8 protein-coding genes are annotated in these 12,876 nt (G+C 57.5%); all 8 read right to left on the bottom strand.

Features of this window, described 5'->3' with window-relative positions:
• Positions 1–126: 126 nt before the first annotated feature.
• Complete coding sequence (locus tag K1Y02_11635) at positions 127–1,074, bottom strand: HD domain-containing protein (GenBank protein ID MBX7257003.1); 948 nt, start codon at positions 1,072–1,074, stop codon at positions 127–129.
• Positions 1,075–1,224: 150 nt separating this feature from the next.
• A complete protein-coding gene (locus K1Y02_11630; GenBank protein MBX7257002.1) occupies positions 1,225–2,118 on the bottom strand; it encodes a carboxypeptidase-like regulatory domain-containing protein in 894 nt (297 codons plus the stop codon).
• A 426-nt stretch (positions 2,119–2,544) separates the two neighbouring features.
• On the bottom strand, positions 2,545–2,694 hold the full coding sequence (locus tag K1Y02_11625) for a hypothetical protein (GenBank protein ID MBX7257001.1): 150 nt from the start codon (positions 2,692–2,694) through the stop codon (positions 2,545–2,547).
• Positions 2,695–2,801: 107 nt separating this feature from the next.
• Positions 2,802–5,933, bottom strand: a complete 3,132-nt coding sequence (locus tag K1Y02_11620; protein ID MBX7257000.1) for a CusA/CzcA family heavy metal efflux RND transporter — start codon at positions 5,931–5,933, stop codon at positions 2,802–2,804.
• Between the two features lie 16 nt (positions 5,934–5,949).
• Complete coding sequence (locus K1Y02_11615) at positions 5,950–7,419, bottom strand: efflux RND transporter periplasmic adaptor subunit (GenBank protein ID MBX7256999.1); 1,470 nt, start codon at positions 7,417–7,419, stop codon at positions 5,950–5,952.
• Positions 7,412–8,965, bottom strand: coding sequence for a TolC family protein (locus K1Y02_11610; protein ID MBX7256998.1), 1,554 nt, complete (start codon positions 8,963–8,965; stop codon positions 7,412–7,414). The genes K1Y02_11615 and K1Y02_11610 overlap by 8 nt, the downstream gene beginning before the upstream one ends.
• A 570-nt stretch (positions 8,966–9,535) precedes the next feature.
• The gene (locus K1Y02_11605; GenBank protein ID MBX7256997.1) at positions 9,536–12,115 is read right to left on the bottom strand and encodes a CehA/McbA family metallohydrolase; all 2,580 of its coding nucleotides are present in this window, start codon (positions 12,113–12,115) and stop codon (positions 9,536–9,538) included.
• Positions 12,116–12,136: 21 nt separating this feature from the next.
• Positions 12,137–12,876: sugar phosphate isomerase/epimerase (locus K1Y02_11600; GenBank protein ID MBX7256996.1), on the bottom strand; the 740-nt coding region annotated here is incomplete at its 5' end.

Here is a 12,876-nt window from a genome sequence, read left to right as displayed (position 1 = left end):
ACCCTTGGCGATTCCGATGGGCCCTAGACTTCAAGTCCGGAATGTGAGGTGCGAAATCCGAATTGCGGTCAGTCGCCGCCGGAACCTCCGCGCGCCAATCCAAAATCCAAAATCTAAAATCCAAAATCACAATTCCTTCGTCCAGACCTGCCGATCGATTAGCGGAATGAACTCGGACCACGTTTGGCCCTTTTCACGAGTTTCCTGGACTATGCGCGTGAAGGCATCTGCTTGAGCATCGAGATTGTCGAGATGATAGAGCACAAGGGCTTCCAATGTTTTCGGCAGAACGGGCGAGCCATTCTCAAGCGTTCCGTGGTGCGAGAGCACGCAATGCAGCACCTGGATTCGCAGCGTTTCGGGGAAATCGGAGATAGCGTCGATGCGCCGCTGAACAAGATCCGATCCGATCGATAAATGGCCAAGCATCTTGCCGACGGTCGTGTAGTCCACGAACAAGTCCTGGCTCATCTCGTCGAGCTTGCCGATGTCATGCACGAGGATACCCGTCAGCAACACATCTTTGTCCAGGTTCGGAAACAACTCGGCCACGGTCATGGCCAGCCGCGCCATCTCGTAGCAGTGCTGCACAAGGCCGCCTCGATACGCATGGTGCCACTTCTTGCCCGCAGCCGCTTCCGTGAACCGCTTCATGAGACCGGCATCTTCAAGAATGGAGTCCACGAGACGCTTCAGCCACTCGTTTTGAATCGTGCCTAGAATTGCGCGGAACTTGTCGACCACCTTGCCCGTATCCTCGGGCTCGTACACAAGGTCGGCGGAGTTATACTCTTCTTTCCGCATGGGCAACACCTGATCCACGCGCACTTGCAGACGGTCTTGATAGCTCACAATGGTTCCGCGGACATTGACCACGTCGCCAACTTCAAACAACTTGGCCACGGATGCGGCGTTATTCCAGAGGATGCCTCCGATCTCGCCGCTGCGATCTTTGAACACCATCCCGAGGAACTTGCCACCCTTTTGTTGCTCGCGGAGGTCCTTGCGCGTCGCCACAAAATAATCGTTGACGACGTCGCCCTCCTGTAGGGTATCGACAAACTGACGCTTCATGTAGTAGTTCCTCTTTCGGATATTCCGGTGCGCTGGCGCGCTCAGCCTTGTCGCGCCAGAACGGTAAGCGTACCCCGCGTGCAAGTCCGATGCAACGAAAAAACAACTGGGAACCGCGGCTAAAAAAATCCCGGAACCAGGCGGGCTTGCTCAGCCTTCGTCGTCCATGGCGGGTTCCCCGGTTTCTGGCGGCAGAACCGGTGCTTCCCCTTTCTTAGTCGTTTCGCTTTGTGGTGACGCAGTGGGCGCTTCCTCGACAGGTGGCGCGTTAGGGTCGGCCACACGAAAACAAAAGACGCGCTGCTCTTCGCTGGCTTGTCCTGACGCCAGACCGCCCCAATGCACCGCGTACGCACCGGGGGCCAATGGATTCTGAAGCACCAGATGACGCAATTCCTGTTCGGGCTCGTCGATGGCCTCACTAACCACCGGAATGTCTTCGGCGCGAGACCAGACTTGTATCGCCTTGAGTGTGGTCTGGCCAATATCGGGCTCGACTTCCATCTGTTCCAAACGGCTTAACTTGACCTCCAACGGCATTGCTTTGTTGTAGCAGACAATCATCGGCTGAGGATTGGTCGTGGAGGCCTCGATTCCGCGCTTGAATCCAAAAATGATCTCCGAATCACGCTTACGGCGCCACGGAGCAGGCGTGATCACGTCGGCCCGGGTATAGCGATAGTCTTCGAACAGGTAGACGCCCTTGGACTCTGGCAACGGCCAGAGGGATACTGTCGTCGCCGTAATCGGACGCGGCTGATCGACGGTCAGCTCAAGCACTCCTTGTGTATAACCGGTCTTCGCAAACGTAATCGTGTGCTTGCCGGGAACAGCCGGAAACCGGTATTCGCCGAGGCCATTCGTGGTCGCCTGAAAGTTCGTCCCCTTGATGGTGACCGCCACGCCGGGCAGCGTCTCGCCACGAACATTCTGGACGGTGCCAACCAGGGCATTCCTTGAACACCCGAGTGTCCCCACAAGAAAACAGAATGCAAGCGTGTGCGCGGAAAGCAAACGCGGCAACGAGCAAGGTAGATGCTTCATATTCCTCACAATTTCACGGTACCGGGAACAAGGACTCCGGGCTCGCCATTGAGATAATCCCCTCCGGTGGACAGAGGTTCCTCCTATTATGGCGACAGCCGGTAGACGGAGCAATTGCGGCATTTGATCCGGCAAACACCCAGTAGAAGCTTTTAGTAATGTAAGCAGGGTGTCGTGAACCAAGCGGGGGGCAAACGACTGCCCACTGTTGGGTTCGGCAAATGCAGCACTCGAGTTGGCGGTTTGAATGGAAGCTTGCGCCGCCACATTGACAAGTACGGGCTATTCCCGCCCTGTGGCACGCACGACACACCTACGACAACTGCACCCCGCAGCAGGCAGTTATGCCCGGCAAATTCGCCGAACATCCCTGCAAGGCGCACGTCGCATCGAGACGAAACCCGCGACCTCTAAATTCCTGCTATGCTAGCCGTTGAGGAATCTGGCGAAGAAATTGGGGAAGAACTTCAAAATCAGTTGAATGATATAGAAGATCGGGAAGCCTGCGTCGAATCCGATTCCTGCCAAGGCGGGCATCTCTTCTTTACGCACAGTCGCCTTCACACAACCCATCATTTGCCTCCTTTGTACGGTCGAAAACAACCGTAAAACCCATCGAACCCGCCGGCCACAACATGCGCTAGCCTGGTCACCCACAGCTTTCCTTGCAGAAGCGACCGAGTTTATACACCCACGGTAGCTTTGGATTCAACCGGCGGTTCCGAGTGCGCCCCCACCCTTTCCGCCACGATCAAATACAGAATCGGCAACAGAAACAGCGTCAGCAGAGTACCCGAGATCATCCCTCCAACCACCACGGTTGCCAGTGGCCGCTGCACTTCAGCGCCAACCCCGGTCGACATGGCCATGGGAATGAAACCGGCGGCATCGGTGATCGCGGTCGCTAGAACGGGACGCAGACGTTGTTTCCCGCCCTCAAGTACGGCGTGGAGAAGTGAAAGACCTTGCTTGCGATAGCCGCGTATCGCCGAGACCATGATTTGGCCATTGAGCACGGCGATTCCCGACAACGCAATAAAGCCCACCGCCGCGCTGACACTAAACGGAATCCCTCGCACGGAGAGAGCGAGGATTCCGCCTATTGCCGCAAAGGGAACCCCCGTATAGATGATCACAACATCGCGCAGACTCCCAAGGCTGAAGTACAGAAGCAAGAAGACGAGCAGCAGAGTCAAGGGAACGACGATGGCTAGACGAAGCTGAGCACGTTGAAGATTCTCAAACTGGCCGCCCCACTCGATGATGTACCCTTGCGGCAACACAACCTCATCAGCGATCCGCCGTTGCGCCTCGGCGACAAATGAGGCCACATCCCTATCGCGCACGTTCGTCTGAACGCGGATTAGCCGCCGGCCCCATTCCCGGTTGATCGTTGCGGGGCTGTCGGTAATGACTACATCGGCCACCTGTTGCAGCGTGAGTTGCGCCCCCGACTCAGTGGGCAACGGCGCGTTCTTCAGGGCCTCGATATCGGTGCGGAGAGCATCCGGCAAACGCACTACCAGCGGAAACACGCGCTGGCCCTCATGGATTACTCCAACCTCAATGCCGCCCATTGCCTCCACGAATCCCAGAATCTCCTCGCGCGGTACGCCGTAACGCGCAAGGCGTGCGCTGTCAATCCTAACTTGCAGCGTAGGCTGCCCCGTAATCTGATCGATGGATATGTCCGATACACCTTCGATATCCAGCAGGACCCGCTGAATATTCTCCGCGATCCGAATAAGCTCATCGAAATCATCGCCGAAGACCTTGATTCCCACGTCCGACCGCAATCCCGAAGAGAGCTCGTTCATTCGCATTTCTATGGGCTGACTGAATCCCATGGTTTGGCCGGGCAAGTCGCGCAGCGTCTCTTGGATCTGCGCCACCAACTCCGACTGGCTCGCCGCTTTTGTCCACTGCTCTCGCGGATGCAACGTGAGAAAGATGTCGGTCAGTTCCGTACCCATCGGGTCTGTGGCTACTTCCGCGACCCCGATTCGACTCCACACATATTTGATTTCGTCCGGGAATTCCTGCAGAAGCTGCTTCTCGATACGAGTGTTGTAATCTACGGAGGTGGGAATTGACACTCCGGCAAGGCGGACTACATTTCCGACAATGGAACCTTCGCTGAGACGCGGGGTGAACTCCGCGCCAAGCTTCGGAACAAGCATGACTGTCCCGGCGATGGCGCCTATCGTCGCGGCAATGACCAGCGCGCGCGCTCGAATCGCGCCGTGCAGGACAAACCCGTAGATCCGCGTTAGGAGATGAGCGAGACCGTGCCGTTCGGGACGCGCATTCCACGGCAACCCGTAGTACGAGAGTACCGGTGACAAAAGAACCGCGATAAGCAGCGCACCAATCAAGGCAAAGATGAACGTCCACGCCATGGGACGAAACATCTTTCCTTCCGCACCTTCCAGCGTCAGGACGGGAACGAACACCACAAGTATGATAAACATGCCAAACGCGATGGGCCTTACGATCTCTTTGCTGGATGCGACAATGCACGCAAGGCGTTCCTTGGAGCTCAGCTTTCGACCCAAACGGGCTTGCTCTTCGCGCAATCGGCGCAGATTCACTTCAGTCATGACTACACTTCCGTCGACGAGTATCCCGAAGTCAATCGCGCCGAGACTGAGCAGGCTTGCAGCGATCGACATCTCGTACATGCCGACAACGGCGAACAACATCGCCATCGGAATCGTCACTGCAACAAGAAGTCCCGCCCGCATGTTGCCCAGCAAGAGGAACAACACGGCGACGACAAAGATGCCGCCAAGCAGCAAGTTGTGCTTAACGGTTCCGATGACCTGCGATACCAATTCTGTGCGGTCGTAGACAACAGAAATGGTGATGTCCTCTGGCAATGCCTGCGCGGCGGCGGCCAGACGCGCGCGCAATGCGCCCGTGACTTCGTTGCTGTTCTCGCCGAGCAACATGAAACCTAGACCCAGCAGCGCCTCTCCCTGTCCCTGAAATGTCACGGCTCCCCGCCGAATTTCATGATCGAGACGCACGTCGGCGACATCGCGAAGGAAAAGCGGTTGTCCATCGACCGCTCGTATCACAATGGACTGGATCTCATCGACGGATGAGACTCGCCCAAGACCATGCACGAGAAGCGATTCGCCCGCGCGATCAAGCTGCCCCCCGCCCACGTTCTCATTGTTGCGGCGCAGGGCATCTTCTATGTCACTCATCGTGAGACCATATTTCACGAGCGCCTCGGGATTGGCGATGACGTGAAACTGCTTCTCAAATCCTCCCCAACTGTTCACCTCGGCAACCCCGGGGACTTTGAGCAACTCCGGTTTGACCACCCAATCGTGCAGCTCGCGAATCTCCGACAGCGTCCGAGATGGGTTGCTGGATCGGACGACATAGTGGAGCACTTCGCCCAACCCCGTGGATATGGGGCCAAGCTGGGGACGGTCGATTCCCTCAGCCAGCTCAATCGAGTTCAGCCTCTCGGTTATGAACTGCCGCGCGGCGTAGATATCCGTGTCGTCACTGAACACCGCGACAACCTGGCCAAAGCCGAATTTCGACACCGACCGCGATTCCACCAACCCGGGCAATCCTGCGATCGCGAGTTCGATCGGCAACGCAATCTGCTGCTCAATCTCAGCCGCATTCAGCGACGGCGCGGTGGTATTCACTTGAACCTGCACCGACGACGTGTCAGGGAAGGCGTCAATCTCAAGGTCCGCCGCCCGCCACGCCCCGAAGCCACTGGCGCCCAGGAACGCCACGATGATGAAGATGCGATTCTCTAAGGCTAATGCAACGAGTCTTTCCAGCATTCGTGGTGTCCTCCCCTCAGTGGTCCGCGCAGCCAGCGCCAAGCCGCGCTTTGAGAAGTTCAGACTTCACGATGTAGCTGCCTTCAGTCACAATCTCTTCATCGGAAGCGAGGCCCGCAAGTACCACGACACGCCCGTCTGCTGCGGGACGTGTATCGATTCTTCTGGTCTCGAACAAGTCATCCTCGAGCCTGCGAAAGACTACAGGGATTCCGTCGACTTCTTGCACGGCGCCCGAAGGCACGGTGATGCCTTCATGTCGTTGAGAGTCTCCAATCTCTACGCGGCCAAAGAGCCCGTCCTTCAGGAGACCATCCGGGTTTGCCAAGACGGCCCTCGCCTGGACCATTCGAGTCTGAGGATCGACAATCGGGGCAATCCAATCGATCGTGCCGCTGAATGTGGACTCAGGGTAGGCATCGAAATGCGCTCGCACGTCCAAGCCGATCCCAATCGTGGATAACGCGCTCTCCGGAACGGAGAGCTGCAACCACATCGTGGACAGGTCGACAATCTGCAACAGGGGAGTGCCGGGTTCGACCGCCGCTCCGCGCGCGGCGCTGCGATCAATGACGGTCGCATCAAACGGAGCGCGAATCGGCGCCAAGGAATGCTCCTTGCCTCCCTTGACAGCCTTATCAATCTCGGACTGCTCCAAACCCAGATTCAAGAGATGCTGGCGCGCCTCATTCACGGCGCTCTGACATACGGCCGATGCCGCCTGCGCCGCCTCCAAGTCCTGGCGCGCAGATATCTGCTTCTCAAATAGGTCCTTCTCGCGCGACAACGATTGGCTGGCAAGTTGCGCTTCTGCCAACGCCTTCTTGTATTCGGCGGCAACCTGCGCCAGCTCCGGCGACCGCACCGTCGCAACAATCTCGCCCTCTCGCACCTGTTCCCCAACGTCTTTGAAAACGTCGACCAACACTCCGGACAGTAGTGTCGTGACGGCCGCGGATTTGTTGCGATTGAAGGACACGTGCCCCAATAGACTACGCGTCGTGTCCGCGGATTCGGAAGTGGGACGGCCCAATGTCACGCCGGCCTTACTCAGGGAGGAGTCCGATGGAAGCCGTACTTTGAGGCCTTGTCCCACCTTCAACGTGGACAACGTGTCCGGTCTGCAATTGCCGCATTCGGCTTCGGGCAACCGGTGCTCCCCACACATCGGCACACCTCCATTCGATGCGCCGGTCTCATGCTCGCGAGCATCTCCTGCCTCACTCCGGTGCTCATCCTTGCCTGCACGGGCTGCGTCTTGTTTCAACTCCGGATGACAAACCGTGCATTCGTCCTCGTATACGTTGTGCTCTTTGCACCACAGACGATTGGGATCGCGCTGAGCTTCGGGCTCGGTCGCGGTTGCTTTCCCCGCGTCGTGCGAAGCGCGATCCGTTGCAAATCCTTTTTCGCAACCGGGCATGCATATAGCCAGGACCACAATCGCGACTTGCGCCACGACGAGTCGAGTCATCTGCTTATTCATGATTCGTATCCTTGCGTTGATTCTGAGTATCGCGGTGAGTCAGCTCGTGAACGTCTACGCCTGCAAGAATCCCCGCGCCCAGGAGACGTTCCATATCCGCAACGGCAAGTTGAAAAGCGATTCGGGATTCAAGCAATTCCATGCGGGTGTTGACTACAGCGCGCTGAGCATCGAGCACGGCCAGAAAGTCAAACTTGCCTCGTTCGTATCCTTCGCGCGTTAACGCATACGTCGATTCGAGTTCGGGCAATACACGCGCGGCCAGCGACTCGGTGCGTTCTGCTGATGCCTGTGCTTGGGAATAGGATTCGGTCACCGAGGTAATCAGGTCATGGTCCCAAGCTCGGCGCTCAGCCCCAAGCTTTTCTTCTTGCAGTTCCGCTTCGAGAATTGCCCCCTGGTTCCGGTCACGAACCGGCAATGGTATCGAAGCCTCTAGCACCAGCGAGTGCTCCCAGTCATCTCCACGCGAATTGGTGCGTGAGGAAACGACACCCTCGGTGCCCAAGCTAATGCTCTCCGCGTTGCCTTCATTCAGGGCTGTCGCACGATAGCCCAGCCGCAATGTCAGATCGGGAACTCGCTTCGTCCGCTCAAGCGAGAGGACTGCACCTCTACGCTCCAATTCGGATGCCCAACGTTTCAGCATGGGATGACGATCGCGCCGCGCCAGGAGATCGTCCAGCGGCGGCACGTCGACGATTTGCGTAATGTCCCCCACGGCCTCCGCAAACTGGGGCCGCGTCGAACCCCACGTCGATGCCAATCGCACGCGCGCCTGATGCAATTCGCGCTCGCGTTGTGTTAGGTCAATTCGCGCGCGTTCCGCTTCTGCCCTCGCGCGTCGTCCTTCCAAGGGCGAAACGCTTCCCGCCTCCGCTAAACGGCCGACCGTTTCTGCCAGTGCCTCGGCAAGCTCGACAACCTGTCGCTCCTGCTTTAGATGCTCCTGCGCGGCCAGAGTCTCCGCAAATCGCGAGACGACCTGTCCGACTACCTCAAACCGGGCGACCTCATAGTCCCACTCGGCGATTGCGCGTTCGCTCTTCGCGACCGCGATACGAGCGGCGCGTTTACCGCCAAGTTCGATCAGTTGCGATAGCGAGAGCGTCATCTCAACATTCCCGAATGTACCGCTTCCCGCCTGCGATTCGCGTTCGAACTCGGCAGATACACCATCTGACGACAGTCCCGACGCCAGTACGTCGGCAAATGATCCCCCTTCACTCAATTGCCCCAACGAATCGAGCCATGCATTCGGGCGCAAACCCAATGCGCGTGTCGTGGATTCGCGCCTTGCGCCACTGCCCAGTCGTATGTCTTCAACTTCGAGCGACAATTCGGGATTGGGGCGCAACCGGGCTTGCAGCATGCGCGCGTCTCCCACGCGAATGTCATACGAAAACGTGGCCAACTGTGGATTCCCGGCAAGCGCCGCGACGACAGCATCACGCAAAGTCAAAGGACCTTGGGGCGCATCGATGGGCGCAGCGTTCTCCGCGAACACAAGCATCGCGGGCAAAAGGAATAGGACGATTCGGCACATGGGAAGACTCCTGTTCCAGACAGATTCCGTCAAAGCCAGAACGAATCAGTGGAAGGCAGGAAAAATCAGATTCGAAGGATGGTAGTACGAGGCGAATCGGGAGCAAGTCGCTCCCCGAAATCCAATAGACCAGTGACGTCGCATGGATTGGATGCAGGACTTAGATCCCGCTCACGAAATACGCTGGCGGCCAAGACCGTATCCGTGTGTGAATAGACAGGTCGCGCCTTCGACAGCATGCCGGTGCTTGCGAGAGGGACTTGAACACAACTCTGACACGTCTCCTCCGCGTGCATTTCACTGTCCGTATGCGAAGACGCGAAACAACACTGTGACCCCGCGCACGAAGTCTCTATCACAACCTTTCCATCCTCGCAGATGCAGAGGAACAGACCCTTTGCGTTGTGCAGCATCATTGCCGCAAAGAGACACGGAACGATTAGATATGGGACAACCTTGGTCATAGCGCCTAGATCATTGTGAAGATCACGGGACAAAGTCAAATCCGTATGACTGTCCCCGCAAAACGCTGATTCCCTTTTACCGTGTTTGCACCCTCTCATGGCCTCGCTAATCGCGATGCTCAGGATGATCGTGCGGATGCGTATGCGTGTGGAAGTGTCCGTGAGCGTGAAGTTCATTATGAAGACGGCGGTGAGCCGAAGTAAGCGTCAACCACATTCGTTTATGCCGCTCCACCTCACAACGCGTTCCCAGCGTATCCAGATAGGCCAGGGCCCCTTCGATTTGCTCAAGGATTGTCAGCGCGTCGGCTGCCGCAAAGAACGGGGAGCCTTCCACGGGTATCATGACTGGCGACGTGTGCGCGATTATCACTTCTGGCTTGTCGGCGTACTTGCCTCGAACCAGCACGGCTATCCACGAGCTTTTTCCAATAGAAGTTGACCAATGCCCCTCCGCTTCCCACGCTCCAACAGATTGGCTTTCGCGAATCTCGCCGTTCACAATCAACTCGACACGTGTCATCGGAACCGTAACCGTCGCAGCGCGCCATTCGACCTCGACAGTTCCCCCGCTGCTCTTCATCGATATCCACGATCCGGAACGATGGCCGTCGACCGAGAACTCGAGTAGCGGTCCGTACGTAACGAACGTGTGCCCTTTTCGTACCGCTTCCATCCACGCTTCATACGTGAATGCCTGGTCTTCCTCCAGATGTGCGTACGTGCGGATTGCACCCACGGCCGTTGAAGCGGTCATCTTGTCGGTGCCTCCAACCGCCGCATGGAAGTAGCCGCAGTTCAGGTAGCGATACCAGTCGGACAACGAGTACGGATCGATGCCTCCATAGAGATTCCCCCACGAAGTCATTTCAACGGCGTCCACGTCTCCGCTTATCAGATTGGCGGCATTCTCGCATCGCGGATTCGGAAAATGCGGCATGACCACCAATCCGCCTTGCGACTTGCATTGCCTCGCCCACTCCGACAGCAACACCCCGACAGGGTCGCCCAGTGCCGATTCATCGGGACCACCCACGCACAACGGCGCAATGAGGTTACCTCGGTATCCCAGCAACGAAATGTGCCCCAACACGTGTTGGCGATTCTCTGTGCCCACGCGCACTAGCCATTCGCCGTCGCCCCCAGCTTCCTTCGAACCGAAAGTCGTTTTCCCGTCGAAGTCGCCCACGTTCGTCATCAACTCACCCCATTGGCTTGCCAACAGGTTGACGACATTGACACCTTCGGCGCTGCCTTCGAGCATGGCCGTCTGCGGCGACAGAAAATGGACATGTGTGTCCGCGGTCACCCAGCCACGCTCGCGCCACGGAAGCACTCTCTCTATTTCGATGGTAATGGACTCCGTGGCCGGCGTTATGCGCTGCACACGGCGAATGGGGCGAATTTCAAAGCCTTTGCTAACTTCGATGAAGACGTTGCCTATCGGCAAATCAAGGGTCGCCTCGCCCGAAATGTACGTGCAGGCATGTCTCTGCTGATGGAGGAATTCAGGCGCGTAGTCTTCAATCCATCCATAGTTGATAAATCGATGCCGGTCAAGCGGCGCAAGGTATTCGCCTGCCTCACCGTGTACGTGCAGCTTGACCGGGACAGGCCGCTTGGAAGTCTTGTCGATGACTCGAAACGATACCCGCCGCGCCGTCGGCGATACCGGCGTCAGCGGTCCGGCCTTTGTTCCCTTCTCAAGGTCCGATACCGCAATCATCCTTCCTGCAACATGGAACTTCGCGTCTCGATGACAGGTGTACTCCACTAACACTTCCCGATCCGATATCTCGGGAAGCTGATTGTTGTACGACTCGCTCCACGTATCGTTGGGATAGATCGCCCTCGGCACAGCCGAGATAATCTGCCCCAAATCGATCTGAATCTGTTTATACAGACCGTGCTCCGACAAGGCGCGATCGAAGAGGACACCTTTCGGCAGGTTCAGAATTGCTTTCTTCCGCGGCTCCCAGCGCAATGGCAGCGACGTTGCGTTTCCCGCGGAAACGCCCGAAAGCAGAACGCCCCACCCCTTGGGTTCTATCCGCAACGAAGCAATGCGCTTCTCCGGATACGGATTCTCCCACGCCCATAGCCAGTTGACCCACGGCAGAATATCGGGTTGCCGGACCCGCGTCTGACTCCCTCCGTAGTAACCCTCCGTAGCTCCAGGAGGCGGAGGAATCACCTGCTCGTGCACGGGAGGAATTGAGAAGGGCTTCGAGGAAGCGACGGCCTTGAAGCAATTCTCTCCCCAAATGCGCGAAAACATGCCAATCTGATGGCGCCGCAGAATAGTCTGTCGAATTTCCGTCCCGTCTCGGTACTCAAACACGTAGTCAGCGACCGGTTCCGCAAGACGGCCTATTCCGCGCGTTGGCGACAGAAAACCGTGTTCGTTCCAGTCGATGGCCTCGATGTCCGTGGTGTGCATGAAGACTAACCACGTCACACGCGAGCAACCCAACGGCACCGAGACAGTCTCCTCCTTTGCGAAAAGAGGTTTCTTCACCTCAAAGGGAATGCCCCAGCATGTGCATTGCCCCGTGGGTGCGCGCGATGCCGCTTCGCACATGGCCCTGGAAGCGCCGGCTTCCTTCAAGCGCGAGAATGTCGTATTTCCCTTCAGCGGTACTGCGCGAAAAAGCGGCGATCGCGGACCGTCATGAATCGACGCCATGCTTCAAGCCCCCAAGTGCTGTTACCCGTTCGCAATGCCTCGCATGAATTCTGCGCTGATACGGGCGCTCTCGAACGAATCACGCTTGCAGATGTCCTGCTCCACGATATACCACCGCACATCCGCCTGACGTGCTGCCGCGAATATGCTTTTCCAATCCATCATGCCGCGGCCCATCTCCGTGAACGAATGCGGTTCCTCCGGCTCCATGTCCTTCACATGCAGCAGCGGACAGCGTCCGGCGTATTTCTTAATTGTGGCCACGGGATCGACGCCTCCAAACTTGACCCAGTACGAATCGATTTCGGCAGCCAGGTTTTCCGGATCGGTCAACTCGAAGATCAAGTCGAAGATATACGTGTCATCGATGCGCTCAAACTCGTGCGCGTGGTTGTGGTAACAAAGCGAAATGCCCACTTCGCGCAACTTCGAGCCCGCGTCGTTCATCGCCGCGATGTTCGCCTTCCATGCTTCGGCATCCGGACACAGGTCGCCTCCGAGCCAAGGAACGATCACGAAGGACAACCCAAGCGATTCGGCAATCTCCGCGGCTTTGGTCGTGTCCTGGGTCAATTCCTTGAATCCGATATGCGCGCTGATGGCCGTGAGACCTGCATCGGCGAGGAAATAGCTGTATTCCTCGGCGGTGTAGGGCCCAAGACCCGCCAATTCAACATGGTCGTAGCCAATCTCCTTGACCCGCTTTAGCGAACCTGGAATGTCCTTTTCCATGTGGTCCCGTATCGTATAGAGCTGCAGCG

Source organism: Candidatus Hydrogenedentota bacterium (genome assembly GCA_019695095.1).
GTDB lineage: Bacteria > Hydrogenedentota > Hydrogenedentia > Hydrogenedentales > SLHB01 > JAIBAQ01.
The sequence above is the reverse complement of the archived record's forward strand: the minus strand, read 5'-3'. Positions and strand labels throughout refer to the sequence as shown.

Excerpts from the sequence above, each read along its gene's own strand:
- K1Y02_11625 (MBX7257001.1), bottom strand. The coding sequence starts at position 2,694 with ATGATGGGTTGTGTGAAGGCGACTGTGCGTAAAGAAGAGATGCCCGCC.
- K1Y02_11610 (MBX7256998.1), bottom strand. The coding sequence starts at position 8,965 with ATGTGCCGAATCGTCCTATTCCTTTTGCCCGCGATGCTTGTGTTCGCG.
- K1Y02_11620 (MBX7257000.1), bottom strand. The coding sequence starts at position 5,933 with ATGCTGGAAAGACTCGTTGCATTAGCCTTAGAGAATCGCATCTTCATC.
- K1Y02_11635 (MBX7257003.1), bottom strand. The coding sequence starts at position 1,074 with ATGAAGCGTCAGTTTGTCGATACCCTACAGGAGGGCGACGTCGTCAAC.
- K1Y02_11615 (MBX7256999.1), bottom strand. The coding sequence starts at position 7,419 with ATGAATAAGCAGATGACTCGACTCGTCGTGGCGCAAGTCGCGATTGTG.
- K1Y02_11630 (MBX7257002.1), bottom strand. The coding sequence starts at position 2,118 with ATGAAGCATCTACCTTGCTCGTTGCCGCGTTTGCTTTCCGCGCACACG.
- K1Y02_11605 (MBX7256997.1), bottom strand. The coding sequence starts at position 12,115 with ATGGCGTCGATTCATGACGGTCCGCGATCGCCGCTTTTTCGCGCAGTA.